Genomic DNA, 15,225 nt, shown 5'->3' on the forward strand with positions numbered 1-15,225 from the left:
AAAAGCATCATTCATCTCTCAAATCCCGTTAACGCTGGGAGTTACGGCAGGCTTTTACCTGCATTCTGGAATAGCTTTCTGTTACCCTTCATCTAGAATTTCTTTCAGCCTCGGAAATTCCTCTCTTCAGACGGTCTGTAACATACTCGTTCCTTCAACATGTTGACCTATTACATTTTCCTTATAGACGCATTATAGCGATACAAAAAAGGGTTTGTCAATCTTGTTAGCACAAATTAGTCTTCTGTCTTTATTTTCGCCTGAATAAAATGGTCTCTTGCATGGACAAGACTGACTTTTATGATAGCCAGAATAGGCACAGCAACGATAAGACCAACTATTCCACCAAGCTCTCCTCCTGCTAAAAGGGCCAACATAATCATTAATGGATGCATATGAAGGCTCTTTCCAACAATAATGGGAGAAAGAATATTTCCCTCTGTAAATTGTAAAATTAGTACAATAATCGACGAGATAATCACCATTTTTACTGACATCGTAGCTGCTATGATTATGATGGGCACTAAGGCAATGATCGCTCCAAAATAGGGAATAATATTTGTAATTCCAACGATCGAACCGAGCAGAAGTGGATACTTCATTTTCACAATCCAAAATAAAAGAGCAGCTATCGCTCCAAGTGACACACCAACAAGAATTTGTCCTCTTATATAGCCACCTAATGATTCATCTACGTCGTGTAAAAATCGGATACCGCTTTTCCGCCATTTTCTCGGAGTTAAATACCATGCTGATTTCTTAATAAGATTAATATCCTTCAGCATATAAAACGTAATGAACGGAATTAAGGCAATAATTAATATCGAGTTGACAATAGAAAGTAGTACAGCTAATGCCTTTGATAATAATCGGTCAAGTGTCGTCTCAGCTGCAAGGATTCCTTGATCAATCATATCTTGGATTCCTTCTGGCCATTCTGAACTTTGCTGTTGAATTAATCGAATCCAATTCCGATATTGATTAGCCAAAACAGGTGCATTCTCCGTTAAATCCCTTAACTGAATAATAAAGGCAGGTATTCCTTTATATATAGCAAAGCCAAGCCCACCAAAGAACAAAAAGTAAATAATTGAAATTGCTAACCATCTAGGCAAAAAGTTTTCATGGAGTTTCTCCACGATCGGATGCAATAAATAGGTAATAAACGCAGAAATAAGAAAAGGAGAGAGAATAAGAAAAATATTATGTGCGATAGGAAGCCAGATAGGTTTAAGTTTTAAAAAGACATAAATAACAAAGAAAAGCAGAAGGAGAAACCCAAGTCGATAAAACCATTTTAAGCGAATATCCAATGTTCCTACCTCCTTCCAACATAGTGTGGGAGGAATTGGGAAAAATTATGCCTAAAATGCAAAAAGCTCCCCTTAAAAAGGGGAACCAGCTAAAACATCAACTTAGCTTTTCTTTGAATCTTTTTCAAACCTTGCTTAGACAATAGATCACTTTTTTGCGCATACTTATATGCCACCATTCCGGCTCCAAATGCTATTGTCGATACTAACGCTTTATTCAAATCACTCACCTCTTCTAAAGAATGTAGCGACGCTCATCTTCATCAAACAAATCATCTAATGAACTTAAAGATCCATCCTCTTCTACTTGGTGAGTGTTAATCATTCCATGAGAAACTGAAAGCTCAATATAACAATTCCAGCAGTAATATTGATTAATCCCGATTTTACCGATATCTTTGCTATTACAGTTAGGACAACTTAACATTGGAAAAGACCCCTTACAACAATTTTTTCATGGTTGAATATTGACGATGATGGCATCTTTCCCAATTGTAGGTGGTTCATCTGTTTTGACGACCCGTTTTCCTTCTGTAATATCAGCAAAGAAGCCATCGGAACATTCATACCCTACAATTGTTCCCAGCTCCTCTTGAAAATATACATCAGCAAGGATACCCAAGCTCTCACCAGTGCTTGATACTAATGGTTTTCCGACTAAACGTTCTTTCCCTTCAAAGAACTGGTAGGTCTCCTGTAATGGCTGTAAAATCGTCGTTTCTTCAATCATGACTCCATCCGCTCCAAAAGACGATACTTCTTCAAATGGGATTAAAAATGATTTTTTGATGAGCGCGCCTTTTCGTAAGATCAATCCTTCTACTCTACCCTGTTCTGCTAAACACAGGTCAAACACAGTACCTATTTTCTCACCTGTGCTTTTGACATATACGGGCAATCCCTTTAACAATGATAATGTCCGCAAAGATCTCCCCACCTTTTTCGAACATTATTATTCTTTACTGGTAAGGGTAAAACATTAGGTGTAAGGTTTACCAAGTCACTTCTTCTTTTTCCTTCTTTGCTTCGCTATTATTTCGTCTCTTTCTCCTCCATCAGCAAGCTCTTCGGAAAATTCATGATACTTTTTATTTAATTTTGGTGCTGCATGATTTCGTTTACTCATATGATCACCTCTATTTATAAGATTCGATCTTTCATTGGCCCTAATACGAAAAAAAGAATGCCAAAAGCGGCATTCAATTTATCAATTATTCCTTCTCCATAAAATCATAAGGAGTTACGTTTTCCATTCCAATTAACGGATCGATATCCATAATGGTTTCTTCATATAAGAGCGAGGATTCTTCATTTTCCTCAGCAGGCATTGAACTCTGCTCACCTGTTTTTTCAATCGCTTCCCTTAACTTATCCTGTAAAGTCGTAAGCCTACTTTGCTCATCAGCTCTCGCAACAGCCATCCGCAGTGCTTCTTCTTCCCCGCATAAAATAAGGGATTGTTTACTTCTTGTAATCGCCGTGTAAATCAAGTTCCGACGCAGCATTCGGTAATAGCTCTTAACCACTGGCAGTATAACAATCGGAAATTCACTTCCCTGAGATTTATGGACAGATGTACAAAAAGCATGTGTAATCTGTGTTAAATCCCCACGCGTATAGGTCGCTTCAATTCCATCAAAAGAGACAATGATCATGTCCTCTTTCTCGGTGTTTTCCTTTGCATAGAAAATCGAAACAATCTCTCCAATATCACCATTGAATATATGATTCTCTGGCTGATTGACAAGCTGAAGCACTTTATCCCCGATTCGATACTTCACTTCTCCAAACTTCAGCTCTTTGCGTGAGCCATCATCGTTTGCATTAAAGATTTGCTGGACAATTTCATTGAGTTTATCAATTCCAGCAGGACCCTTATACATTGGCGCAAGCACTTGAATATCCTTTGAAGTATAGCCCTTTTTCTTTGCATTTTCAGCCACCTTCTGAACCACTTCACCGATTTGAGCTGACCCACACCGAATAAAGGACCGGTCTCTTTGAGGCTTCAAAATATCGTCAGGTAGCTGTCCTGTTTTAATACTATGGGCAAGATCAATAATCGATGAGCCTTCTTCCTGCCGATAAATATCCGTTAACCTCACCGTTGGAATTCGCTCAGATTCAAGAAGATCCTTTAACACTTGACCAGGACCGACCGACGGAAGCTGGTCCTCATCTCCCACAAGAATTACTTGAATATGCTCTGGTACCGCCTTAAATAATTGATGCGCCAACCAAATATCAAGCATTGAAGTTTCGTCAACAATGAGGATTTTTCCTTCAAGCGGATCGTCTTCATTACGACTAAAGCCTTCTACCCCATTCCATCCTAGCAAACGGTGAATCGTTACAGCTGGTAATCCTGTAGATTCAGTCATTCGCTTGGCAGCCCGACCTGTTGGTGCCGCTAACAGAAAAGGAAATGGCTCATCATTTTTATAATCCTTCGGATCTAATGAACAACCATGAAGTTCCGAATATAATTCAACAATCCCTTTTATAACCGTAGTTTTCCCTGTTCCTGGACCACCTGTCAAAATAAGCATCGGAGACATTAACGCAGTTTGGATCGCTTCCTTTTGAGAAGGAGCATACTGCACCTTTAATCGCTCTTCTAGTTCACCAAGAGCCAGCAGAAATTCCGACTCAGGAAATTGATCCTCGTATTCCTTTTGCTGGAGAACTCGTCTTATATTTTTTACTAACCCTTTTTCGGAATAGAAATAGGATGGCAAATAGATTCTTTTATCTTCAATAATGATTTTCTTGTCTTCTGCAAGCTTCACAAGTTCATTCGAAATATCGGTAAACTCAATCTCATCACGTTTGTTATCTTCGAGCAGAGCTTTTACACTAACCAGTAGTTCTTCCGCCGGAATATACACATGACCTGCTTGCTGACATTCATTTTCTAAAACGTACAAACAGCCTGCCTTAATACGGTCAGGATGGTTTCCAGAAATCCCAATCTGAAATCCTAACTCATCTGCTCGACTGAAGCCGATTCCCTCGACATCTTCAACAAGCTGATACGGATTCGATTGAATGACATCAAGTGTCAATTCCTTGTAAGCCTGATAAATTTTCATGGAAATTTGCGGACCAAAACCATATTGATTGAGGGCAATCATTGCTTGCTCTAAGCCCTGATTTTCCATTAACGTATCATATAATTCCTTGGCCTTTTCAGAAGGGAGCTTTGGCACACTATCTAATAACGAAGGTTGAGTCAAAATTTTCGATATCGCGTTTTCCCCTAGTGTGTCGACGATATTTTCGGCCGTTTTTTTCCCGATACCTTTGAATAGCTCCCCAGATAAATAAGCAATGACACCCTGTTTTGTTTGTGGAAGCTCCTTGCGAAAATGCTCCGCCTGAAACTGCAAGCCAAACTTCGGATGATCCTTCATTTGCCCGTAAAAGATATAGGTTTCTTCGTCATGGACCCTCGGAAAGTATCCAGTGATGACCGCTTCTTTATCTTCATAGTTCTCATTCGTGTCATCGACGCGGATTCGTAGTACCGTATATAGGTTTTGCTCATTATGAAAAATCGTGACAAGATGCCTACCCTTTATGTACTTGCTCTCCTCATTAAATAGATCGAGCTTTTCCTGCTCTGCCAAAGTCTTCTCCCCCTTTCTTGCTCTAAATTACATTTCACCTATTCGAGTGAACCTTTTTCCATTAGCTTTTTTCCATAGCCTGCAAGCATATGATCTGGTTGAACCTCTAGCGCCTTTTCAAACATCCGTAGAGCCTTTTCTCCATCTTCTTTATATCCGTAAGCAACGCCAAGATTGTAATATGCATCCGCATGTGTTTCATCGATTTTTACACATTCATCAAATTGAACAATCGCTTCATCAATCAACTCAAGACCAGCTAGGCAAAGTCCATATTGAAAACGCGCTTCTGCATCTTCTTCATTTAACTCGACACTGCGTTGCAAGTAAGGTAACGCTAATTTCGGCTGGTCAAGCTGTGCTAATGTTAATCCAAGCATAAAATAATTGTCACTTGAATTTAAGCCTTTTTGCATCGCTTTTTCAAACATATCTTTTGCTGCTTCTAAATTGTCATTTTCAAAATAAAGATTTCCTGCGCTGTAGTATGCAGCAGCAGCATTCTCATCAAGCCCTATCGCTTTTTCAAAAAAATCTAGAGCCTTTTCGTTTTCACCCACTGCAGCAAGAACATTCCCAAAATTAATATAGGAAACCGCATCAGTAGGATTTTCTTCGATCGCTTCCATAAAAATCTTCGCTGCTTCTTCCCATTTTCCTTCTTGCATATATTGAATACCTTGTTGATTTTTGTCCATGTTTTCACGCTCCATTTCTAAAAAGTATAACATAAAAATTTCATATAAAAACCTCGACTCATATGATTGAATCGAGGCTTATGCTTATTATTACCCTACATAAGTGAGGCGTTCTCCGTCTTTAAAAATTTCATCGATGGTACCACCACCGAGGCACTCATCGCCATCGTAAAAGACAACGGCTTGACCTGGAGTAACGGCACGAATTGGTTCATCGAACACTACCTTCGCCTTTCCATCCTCTAGAAGATGGACGGTCACTTTATTATCCGGTTGGCGATATCTAAATTTAGCTGTACACTCAAAAACTTGAGGTTTAGCTTTATTTGATACCCAGCCAATATCGGTCGCGATAATGGAATCAGAATAGAGCTTATCATTGTGGAAGCTTTGTCCTACAAAAAGAACATTTCGCTTCAAATCTTTTCCGATAGCAAACCACGGCTCACCTTGTCCACCAATGCCTAATCCATGGCGTTGACCAATTGTATAGTACATAAGGCCGTCATGCTTTCCGACAACTTCCCCTTCAAGAGTTTCCATATTTCCTGGCTGTGCAGGTAGATAATTACCTAAAAACTCTTTAAAATTACGTTCACCGATAAAGCAAATTCCAGTACTATCCTTTTTCGTAGCAGTCGCTAAGCCTGCTTCTTTTGCGAGTTCTCTAACCTTGGATTTCTCAATATCACCAATCGGGAACATGACTTTTTCAAGCTGCTCCTGCGATAATTGATTTAAGAAATACGTTTGGTCTTTATTTTCATCAATTCCTCGAAGCATTTTTACTTCTCCATCACGTTCTACCACTCTCGCGTAGTGACCCGTTGCAAGATAATCTGCTCCTAAATTCATCGCATGCTCAAGGAATGCTTTAAACTTAATTTCCTTGTTACACATAACATCTGGATTCGGAGTTCGTCCTGCTTTGTATTCTTCAAGGAAATAAGTAAATACTTTATCCCAATATTGTTTTTCAAAATTTACCGCATAATATGGAATACCGATTTGGTTACAAACACGAATGACATCATCGTAGTCTTCCGTTGCTGTACATACACCAAACTCGTCCGTATCATCCCAGTTTTTCATAAAAATCCCGATAACATCATAGCCTTGCTGCTTTAATAATAATGCCGCTACGGATGAATCCACACCACCAGACATTCCGACAACAACGCGTGTATCTTTTGGATCCTTTTTCAATTTCCTTCACCCCACTTGCTTACCTTTTATTTCTCGACTTATCTATTTGTTATCCGCTTCACAATAGCTGCTACGCTCTCTGCAACCCTGTGAATCTGCTTGGTTGTATTATACAATCCGAAGCTAAAACGGATAGAATTTCGCAATTTCTCGGATTTTTCACCGAACATCGCCACTAGTACATGTGATGGATCAATGCTTCCAGCAGTACATGCAGAACCACTTGATGCCGCAATGCCTGCCAAATCTAAATTCACGAGCATCGCTTCAACATCAGTACCAGGAAAGCTTAAGTTTAAAACATGTGGGAGTGAATTTTCAAGTGATCCGTTTATGGAAAAATCAATTTGCGCTTCCTTCAAATCATTCACAAGAATTTCCTTAAATTCACGATACTGTTTAACCTTCTCTTCTCTCTCTTCTTGAGCAACCTTGACCGCTTCCTGAAACCCAGCAATTGAAACAACACTTTCCGTACCAGCACGACGTTTTCGTTCTTGCTCTCCCCCAAACAAAATAGGGGCTAACTTAACATCTTTTTTCACATATAGAAATCCGATTCCTTTTGGTCCATTGATCTTATGAGCAGAGACACTCAGTAGGTCCACATTCAGCTCTTTCACATCAATGTTCATTAATCCATATGCTTGAACAGCATCAGTATGGAATACAGCTGGATGCTCTCTTAACATTTCACCAATTTCTTGGATCGGCTGCAAGCTTCCTACTTCATTATTTCCGTACATGATTGATACTAAAATCGTATCGTCACGCAACGCCTTTTGTACATCTGAAATAGAGACTTTGCCCTGTTCATCAACTGGTAAATAAGTAACCTCAAACCCTCTTTTTTCAAGCTGCTGGCATGTATGAAGAACAGCATGATGCTCAATAACAGTTGTAATGATATGCTTTCCCTTTTCTTTATTCGCTTCCGCGACACCGGTTAAAGCATAATTATCTGCCTCTGTTCCTCCACTAGTGATAATTATTTCATTAGGAGAAGCACCGATACTCTTCGCCAATTGCGCTCTTGCCTCATCGACTAAATGTCTTGCTTCGCGACCAAATGCGTGGATACTTGAAGGATTCCCAAATTGCTCGGCCATTACCTTCGTCATTGTCTCAATTACTTTTGGATGCATAGGAGCTGTCGCAGCATGATCAACATATATCCGTTCCAAATCTTCCACCTACTAACTTTCCATTTAAACTTACTATTTCCAATGATTTTAACTAACTTACTTCTCCGTTACAAAAAATAAGGGCTCAAAAAATATGAGCCTTAGATATAAAACATGTATGCATCAGACTCGCCACGGTCCGTATGATTTGCTAAATCCTCAAGAGTTGTATTCTCTAAGACATCCTTTACTGCATCACGAATTCGAATCCATAGCTCTCTTTTCGCTGGTTCTTCATCTTCAATTCCTTCAACTGGAGTAATCGGTCCTTCCAGAACGCGAATGATATCTCCTGAAGTAATTTGTGCAGGTTCATTAGCCAATACATAGCCACCGTATGCACCGCGGATACTTTTTACAAGGCCTGCATTTCTTAATGGCGCAATAAGCTGCTCTAAATAATGCTCGGAAAGGTCATTTGCCTGTGCAATTGCTTTTAAAGAGACAGGTCCTTCTCCATGCTTTTTCGCTAGTTCAATCATGATCGTTAGACCGTAACGGCCCTTCGTTGAAATTTTCATAAACTCGCACCTCGTTTAGAATCATTTTGTGATTGATCAAATATGATCTGTTTTGTCTTTAATTTATTCAACCAACGATCGGTAAATCGTTGACATTGCGGTAAACAAATTCCTGCTAGTGGGCCGATCATTAAACAAATCAAAATCGTTCCCCAGAAAACGGGTCCTCCTAGCTGCCATCCGACAAGTAGGACAAGAACCTCCATAACTGCTCTAACATTTCGAACCTTCCAGCCTGTTTTTGCTGTTAAAGCGATCATTAAGCTGTCTCGTGGCCCTGCGCCAAATTGAGCCGATATGTAGAGTCCCATACCATAAGCATTAAGAAGAATTCCTACGACAAACATTGTGACCCTTCCAATTAAGCTATCCGGAGTTTCAAGAAATGGAATGAGTAAATACATATCAATGAAGATACCAACTAAAATCATATTGAGAAATGCGCCGATTTGCGGAAATTCTTTCGAGACAAGCGATGCCACGGTTAAAATCCCAACTCCTACAATGATCGACCAACTACCAATTGTGAGTCCAAACTGATAAAACAGTCCAACATGGAAGACATCCCATGGTGTTGCCCCTAAATCAGCTTGAATTAACAGAACTAAGCCTAGTGCCATGACCAACAATCCCAAAAGATAAATGGCAAACCTTGGCCCCACTTGACCTTTTTTTCGAATACCCATTGGTGATATCCCCATTCTTTACTATAGGGCCTATTTTTAAAAATAAAAGACCCTCTATCGATATAAATATTATCAAAATCCTGATTAATTTGATAGGCTTTTGCCATTATAGCATAACATGAAGGCGTAAGTTAATGTAGAAGTCTGTCTTCATTCTGTTTCAAATGCAAATTCAGGCGTCTCATGTTATGGTAAAAGAAAACTAATGTGAAAAATGGAGAGATCAAGATGAGTATGAAACCTCTTGCCTTTCGAATGAGACCACGAACTATCGATGAAATAATTGGGCAACAGCATCTTGTCGGTGAAGGTAAAATCATTCATCGAATGGTAAAAGCAAAGCAACTGTCCTCAATGATATTGTACGGACCCCCTGGAATTGGGAAAACCTCCATCGCTAGTGCCATCGCAGGCAGTACAAAGTTTGCTTTTAGAATGCTGAATGCCGTAACTAACAATAAAAAAGACATGGAAATTGTCGCCGCAGAAGCTAAGATGTCAGACAAAGTCATCCTACTCCTTGATGAGGTCCATCGCCTCGATAAAGGTAAACAGGATTTCCTTCTCCCACACTTAGAAAATGGCTCAATCGTTTTAATAGGCGCAACCACGAGTAACCCATATCATGCGATTAATCCAGCCATTCGGAGTCGCTGCCAAATTTTCGAACTTAAACCATTGGAGATCGAAGAAATTGTCCAAGCATTGAAGCGAGCAATCGAAGATGAAGAAAGAGGATTAGGTGACTACAAGATTGAGATCTCGGAGGACGCTTTAAGTCATCTTGCTACTTCCTCGAACGGTGACGTGAGAAGCGCTCTTAATGCGTTAGAACTCGCTGTTGTTTCAACTGAAAAAGATGAAGATGGGATTACTCATATCGACCTCGCAACAGCTGAAGAATGTATGCAAAAGAAAAGCTTTAACCATGATAAGGATGGCGACGGACACTATGATGTTCTCTCTGCCTTTCAAAAATCGATTAGAGGTAGCGATGTCAATGCTGCACTACATTATTTAGGTCGTCTAATTGAGGCAGGAGATTTACAGAGTATTAGTCGGAGAATGCTCGTAATCGCCTATGAGGATATCGGTCTAGCAAGTCCACAAGCTGGGGCAAGAACCTTAGCTGCAATAGAAACCGCCGAACGAATTGGGTTTCCTGAGGCTAGGATTCCTCTAGCAAATGCCGTCATCGAATTATGCTTGTCACCGAAATCGAATTCTGCCATTATGGCGATTGATCAGGCCATCTCTGACATTCGTAAAGGAATAAGCGGCGAGGTACCAGATCATTTAAAAGATGCCCATTATAAAGGCGCGCGCGAGTTAGGAAGAGGGATAGAATATTTATATCCACATGACTATGAAAATGGTTGGGTGCAGCAACAATACCTTCCCGACCGGATTAAAAATAAAAAATATTACGCGCCAAAGACTACCGGAAAGTTTGAGCAAGCTTTAGCTAGTGTGTATGAAAAGCTTTCAAAAAAGTAAACAAAAAAAACCGCACGGATGCGGTTTTTTTTGTTTTATTAAGCCGCCACATCCCTTTTCTTGAACACAAAGTGTGCTAAGAACTGGAAGATTGCAAAATAGACGACGAGCATGATAATGGAAAACGTCAATGTCATACCTTCAACAAGAGGTTCCCCTTCAAAATACTGAGTTAGGTCAGTATTAGCAAATAGAATATATTTAGCCCAATCAAATTTCATTGCGACAAGCATTGTAATTTGTGATCCAGTAAACATTAAGAATAGAGATATTCCAATGGCAAGGGAACTGTTGCGGAAAACAGCCGATATCATGAAAGCCATTGTCGCTAGCATGATCATGCTAATCGATTGCAAACCATAAGTGATGACAAGGTGGACGAACATACTTTGCTCTTTTACCGTTCCTTGATGATAATTCAAATATGGATTCGATGTATCTGGCGCTCCGAATAGGACTAAGCCTAATAGAGAAGAGTAGGCGAAGGTTACAGCTAATAGAACCAGAGCAAAAATTAGTATAGTTGCGTATTTGCTAACTAGAATTTTCCCTCTACTAATTGGTCTAATTAATAGAAGCTTAATCGTTCCCCAATTAAACTCACTCGCAACAATTCCAGCAGCAATAATGATCGTAAACATACCAGCAAACTCAATAATAGGGAGCAGATCTGTTACAAACTCCCAAACAGAATAGTCTACATTTGGAGTGAGATTGTGCTCAATACGGTATTCATTAACAGCGATTTGTTCTTTATAATAGGTTAATTCTGCAGCTGGAACTTGCCCTTCCAATTCGTCCATCTGTTTCTTGAGGTCCGCATTTTCCATCTGTAGCCCTTGCTTCCACTCAGTATTATCTGGAACTGTGCCCCCACTTGATTGAAATTTGATAAAAGCACCTGCTACCGTTGTTATTAAAATGAGCAAGCCAATCATGACAAAAGTTCCTGGTCTCTTAAATATCTTTAATAGTTCATTTTGAATTAACTTAAACACGTAAAACACCTTCTCTTTCCGTAGTGACCTCTAAGAATCGATCTTCTAGCGATTTCGTAATCTCGTGGATTCCATAGATTAGAATATCTTCGTTTACAAGACTTTTTACCACAAGTGGGACGTCTTCCTTCTGGACAGTCGCTGCTAAGCCAGAAGATGTCATTTCGAAGCTGATATGTGGATATGTAGGTTTTAGAATTTCCATTGCTCTCTCTCCTGAACTAATTTCAAATTCAAAAACCTTCTCTACTCCATTGACAAAATCATGTACAAGCTGAACATCCACTAGCTTCCCTTGTTGAATAATTCCGATCCGATCACACATCATTTCCATTTCAGCTAAAAGGTGACTCGAGACAATGACAGCCATATTTCGTTCTCTTGCTAACATACGAATATGATCCCTAATTTCACGAATACCGGCAGGGTCTAAACCATTTGTTGGTTCATCTAAAATCAAAATATCGGGGTCGTGAAGAAGACATTGCGCCAGTCCAAGGCGCTGTCTCATCCCAAGTGAATATGTTTTTACCTTATCCTTGATTCGATCGGTCAAACCGACTAGTTCTACAACTTCAGCAATTTTCTTCTTATCAACACCGGAAGACATTCTAGCAAAATGAACAAGGTTATCGTAACCACTCAAGAATTTATACATTTCTGGATTCTCTACGATTGCGCCAATATGCTTTACTGCCTTTTCAAAATCAGTTTTAATGCTGTTTCCAGCTATTTTGATATCACCGTCCGTAATTCCCATGAGCCCTACTATCATTCGAATCGTTGTTGTTTTTCCGGCTCCGTTTGGGCCAAGAAAACCAAACACTTCTCCCCGATGTACGTCAAAACTAATTTGGTCAATAATCGTTTTCCCTTTAATTTTTTTTGTCACATTTTGAATTTCTACTACTGCACTCATCGCACTACTCCTCTTCAAAATATTTGTTTCATCCACTCAATCACAGATAGTCCCTTTGTTTCTCTCAACTCTTCTACATTTTCGATCGCCCAAATATCTCCATTCTGAATGGCAATAACCTCATCTAATAGCGTTTCGATTTCATCAATTTCGTGGGTTGCAATGACAACAGTTTGATTCGCAAAATCGATATAGGATAAGAGCCCTTTGACAATCGATTCTCGTACCATTGGATCCAATCCGGAGAATGGTTCATCTAATAGTAGAATAGGTGTATTACGTGCCAAAGTAACAACTAGTTTCAGTCTAGCTCGATTTCCTTTTGAAAGTTGTTTTAATTTCTTGTTTGGATCTAGTTGCATAAACGCCACTAATTCTTCTGCTTTTTTCCAATCAAAGTCTGAAACTTGACTTGCTGAAAAATTGATCATGTCTTGCACAGTAAAAGCAGAATAATAGAAATCTAATTCTGAAAGATAGGCAATCTCAGCAGCTATTTTACGATCGACTTTTTTTCCATTAACAGATACTGTTCCACTAGTTGGGAATACAAGGCCAGCCATCATTTTTAAGGAAGTAGATTTCCCGCTGCCGTTTGGTCCCAAAAATCCGTAAATTTTCCCTTTTTCAAGTGTGAAAGATACATCGTTCAATGCTGTTTCACGACCATACTTTTTTGTGACATGCTCAAAAGAAATCATCCTCTGTCCTCCTTCTCCACGAAGTTTTTCAATCCGATAATCATCTCCTCTTTTGTATAACCAAGCTCTTTCATGTTATTTACAAAAACTTCAATGATTTCTCTCTGTAATCTTGATTTCAGCTCAATAATGATGTCTTTCGCTTCAGTGACAAATGTGCCCTGCCCACGCTTTGATTCCACGATTGCCATCCTCTCCAATTCGCTATAAGTTCTTTGAACCGTATTAGGATTTACCCCTGTTTGTATGGCCATTTCTCGAACAGATGGAAGTTTCTCCCCCGGTTGTATTTCCCCTCTAACAATTTGATGACAAATTCTATCAACAATTTGCCAATATATCGGTTTAGATGCCTGGAATTCCTCCATATTTATCACACCTCAACTTTCCGCTCTAGAATCCAAACCGATGTTAAGAAAACGCCGACTGTAATTAATATAGAGATAAGGATACTCCCTAGATGCAGTTCAGCCGTTTCAGGTGATACTGTGTTACCGCGAAAAATTGTAGCGAAATGATAGAGATTGACAGTTCCCAATTCCTGAAGATTCTTGACAACAGGGATCTTCTTAATTAAATTTCCTATTATTGTGATACTCAACCATACAACTAATAGAACGAACCAACGTATTTGATTTAAAAAGGGTATTCTTTTTAAAGCATGGTAGAGCGTCCAGTAAAAAAGCAACCATACCGTTAAATAAATGGATGATAGGAACATTCCTCCAGCTATCATAAGTAGATTATCACCGAGCATTTCTGATAGTCCGGCAAATTCGCCTAAGTATTCCGTTCTAACAATAAAAACCTTTACAAGAATAATGGATACTATTAAAGAAGCGACAAAATAAGTTATACCTGCCGCGATTTTTGCTAAAAATAGCTTCCACCCACGATTTGGATTATGTAGCCATAATTGACTTTGAGCTTCAACTTGTAAAGAAGTAAATAGATTTGCCGGTAAATAAAAGACATGCAATACGATGATGATGAACGAGACTATTGCGGGTATACTAGGTTCGACAAAGTATTCTTTTAGCGCAAATGAAGCAATCATCGCAAAAAAGATCAAAAATAAACCAATAATAAATCCATTGAAAGATAATTTTAAGTCTTTTATATATAGGCCCTTAAAAGCTGTCATTTTTTGACCTCCACCCTCATGTTAGTGTTTTAGTGTTCTAGTTAAATAGTACACTAATATTTCTCAAAACACAAACATTATTTGTAATAAATTCCATTCACATAGAATTCTCAACCTTCGGTGACGCTAAATAAAAGGACTTTTGTAAGGAGTGATGATGTGAAAAGTAGAAAGGATAAGTGGACCGAAGAAGAAAATCAAATGCTCAGAAGTATCGTTTTAGAGCATATTCAAATGGGTGCGACAAAAACAGCAGCCTTTAAAAGAGCTGCCAGTGTACTAGGTAGGACTTCTGCTGCTTGTGGTTACCGTTGGAATCATGTCTTAAATCAAACAGAAGAGCCTTCAACCGCCTCAACACAGCTACAGCTTCCACCTCCTAAGGAATACGTACAAACCTCTGCTCAAGAGCTCGATTTAGACAAAGTTATTCTTTTTTTACAACAATTAAAGGATAATCGATCAACTAGTGAAGACACGAAGGAAAAAGAAGCACTTCTTAAAGAACGGAGCCACTTATTAGAAAAGAAAACTTCGCTTGAAAAAATCTATCTAGAGAAGAAAGAAAACTATCAAAAACTCCTTCAGCAATACGAAACGTTTGCAAATATACTAAATGAATCAGAAACGCTTATTGGAGAGCGGAGTGTACATTGAACGAGTGGCAAAGATCTCTTTCTTAAGACTAAAATTAAAGGACATACCATATTTTAACTGACAAATAGGGTA

18 protein-coding genes and 1 other annotated feature (1 of these 19 cut by a window edge) are annotated in these 15,225 nt (G+C 39.1%); of the genes, 2 read left to right on the forward strand and 16 right to left on the reverse strand.

What is annotated here, in order from left to right; translation table 11 throughout:
* Positions 1–167 (reverse strand) — a binding site (T-box leader) (it extends 46 nt beyond the left edge of the window).
* Between the two features lie 69 nt (positions 168–236).
* The 11 genes from FA727_RS10900 to FA727_RS10945 all read right to left on the reverse strand — a co-directional run bounded on the left by FA727_RS10900 (position 237) and on the right by FA727_RS10945 (position 9,237).
* The gene (locus FA727_RS10900) at positions 237–1,313 is read right to left on the reverse strand and encodes an AI-2E family transporter (protein WP_136830906.1); all 1,077 of its coding nucleotides are present in this window, start codon (positions 1,311–1,313) and stop codon (positions 237–239) included.
* Between the two features lie 89 nt (positions 1,314–1,402).
* On the reverse strand, positions 1,403–1,534 hold the full coding sequence (locus FA727_RS10905; RefSeq protein ID WP_136830907.1) for a YrzQ family protein: 132 nt from the start codon (positions 1,532–1,534) through the stop codon (positions 1,403–1,405).
* A 14-nt stretch (positions 1,535–1,548) separates the two neighbouring features.
* Positions 1,549–1,740 (reverse strand): YrzR-like zinc ribbon domain, encoded by a 192-nt coding sequence (locus FA727_RS10910; protein ID WP_136830908.1) that lies wholly within the window; start codon positions 1,738–1,740, stop codon positions 1,549–1,551.
* Between the two features lie 27 nt (positions 1,741–1,767).
* The gene (locus FA727_RS10915; RefSeq protein ID WP_136830909.1) at positions 1,768–2,238 is read right to left on the reverse strand and encodes a PRC-barrel domain-containing protein; all 471 of its coding nucleotides are present in this window, start codon (positions 2,236–2,238) and stop codon (positions 1,768–1,770) included.
* 75 nt (positions 2,239–2,313) lie between these two features.
* Positions 2,314–2,439 (reverse strand): hypothetical protein, encoded by a 126-nt coding sequence (locus tag FA727_RS24945; RefSeq protein ID WP_281280881.1) that lies wholly within the window; start codon positions 2,437–2,439, stop codon positions 2,314–2,316.
* An 85-nt stretch (positions 2,440–2,524) separates the two neighbouring features.
* Positions 2,525–4,942 carry an SF1B family DNA helicase RecD2 gene (gene recD2 / locus FA727_RS10920; protein WP_136830910.1) on the reverse strand — a complete coding sequence of 806 codons (2,418 nt, stop codon included), beginning with the start codon at positions 4,940–4,942 and terminating at the stop codon, positions 2,525–2,527.
* Between the two features lie 38 nt (positions 4,943–4,980).
* The gene (locus tag FA727_RS10925) at positions 4,981–5,640 is read right to left on the reverse strand and encodes a tetratricopeptide repeat protein (protein WP_136830911.1); all 660 of its coding nucleotides are present in this window, start codon (positions 5,638–5,640) and stop codon (positions 4,981–4,983) included.
* A 90-nt stretch (positions 5,641–5,730) separates the two neighbouring features.
* Entirely contained in the window at positions 5,731–6,846 is a 1,116-nt protein-coding gene (mnmA, locus tag FA727_RS10930) for a tRNA 2-thiouridine(34) synthase MnmA (RefSeq protein WP_136830912.1), read from the reverse strand.
* 38 nt (positions 6,847–6,884) lie between these two features.
* Entirely contained in the window at positions 6,885–8,030 is a 1,146-nt protein-coding gene (locus tag FA727_RS10935) for a cysteine desulfurase family protein (RefSeq protein ID WP_136830913.1), read from the reverse strand.
* A gap of 101 nt (positions 8,031–8,131) precedes the next feature.
* On the reverse strand, positions 8,132–8,551 hold the full coding sequence (cymR, locus tag FA727_RS10940) for a cysteine metabolism transcriptional regulator CymR (protein ID WP_126407256.1): 420 nt from the start codon (positions 8,549–8,551) through the stop codon (positions 8,132–8,134).
* Positions 8,548–9,237, reverse strand: coding sequence for a YczE/YyaS/YitT family protein (locus FA727_RS10945; protein ID WP_136830914.1), 690 nt, complete (start codon positions 9,235–9,237; stop codon positions 8,548–8,550). Before FA727_RS10945 ends, cymR begins: the two co-directional genes overlap by 4 nt.
* 228 nt (positions 9,238–9,465) lie before the next feature.
* Between FA727_RS10945 and FA727_RS10950 the strand changes: the two genes are divergently transcribed.
* Positions 9,466–10,734 carry a replication-associated recombination protein A gene (locus FA727_RS10950; RefSeq protein WP_136830915.1) on the forward strand — a complete coding sequence of 423 codons (1,269 nt, stop codon included), beginning with the start codon at positions 9,466–9,468 and terminating at the stop codon, positions 10,732–10,734.
* A gap of 38 nt (positions 10,735–10,772) precedes the next feature.
* Here the strand turns inward: FA727_RS10950 and FA727_RS10955 are convergent, their stop codons facing one another.
* From FA727_RS10955 to FA727_RS10975, 5 genes are read right to left on the reverse strand one after another with little or no spacing between them, the layout of a single operon-like run.
* The gene (locus FA727_RS10955) at positions 10,773–11,732 is read right to left on the reverse strand and encodes an ABC transporter permease (RefSeq protein ID WP_136830916.1); all 960 of its coding nucleotides are present in this window, start codon (positions 11,730–11,732) and stop codon (positions 10,773–10,775) included.
* Positions 11,725–12,651, reverse strand: a complete 927-nt coding sequence (locus FA727_RS10960; RefSeq protein WP_136830917.1) for an ABC transporter ATP-binding protein — start codon at positions 12,649–12,651, stop codon at positions 11,725–11,727. Before FA727_RS10960 ends, FA727_RS10955 begins: the two co-directional genes overlap by 8 nt.
* Positions 12,652–12,665: 14 nt before the next feature.
* A complete protein-coding gene (locus FA727_RS10965) occupies positions 12,666–13,352 on the reverse strand; it encodes an ABC transporter ATP-binding protein (RefSeq protein WP_136830918.1) in 687 nt (228 codons plus the stop codon).
* Positions 13,349–13,720, reverse strand: coding sequence for a GntR family transcriptional regulator (locus FA727_RS10970; RefSeq protein WP_136830919.1), 372 nt, complete (start codon positions 13,718–13,720; stop codon positions 13,349–13,351). The genes FA727_RS10965 and FA727_RS10970 overlap by 4 nt, the downstream gene beginning before the upstream one ends.
* 5 nt (positions 13,721–13,725) lie before the next feature.
* On the reverse strand, positions 13,726–14,496 hold the full coding sequence (locus tag FA727_RS10975) for a hypothetical protein (RefSeq protein WP_136830920.1): 771 nt from the start codon (positions 14,494–14,496) through the stop codon (positions 13,726–13,728).
* Positions 14,497–14,655: 159 nt separating this feature from the next.
* Here FA727_RS10975 and FA727_RS10980 point away from each other — a divergent pair, with 159 nt between their 5' ends.
* Positions 14,656–15,153, forward strand: coding sequence for a hypothetical protein (locus tag FA727_RS10980; protein ID WP_136830921.1), 498 nt, complete (start codon positions 14,656–14,658; stop codon positions 15,151–15,153).
* Positions 15,154–15,225: the final 72 nt, after the last annotated feature.

The organism is Robertmurraya kyonggiensis (genome assembly GCF_005116465.1).
Lineage (GTDB): Bacteria > Bacillota > Bacilli > Bacillales > Cytobacillaceae > Robertmurraya > Robertmurraya kyonggiensis.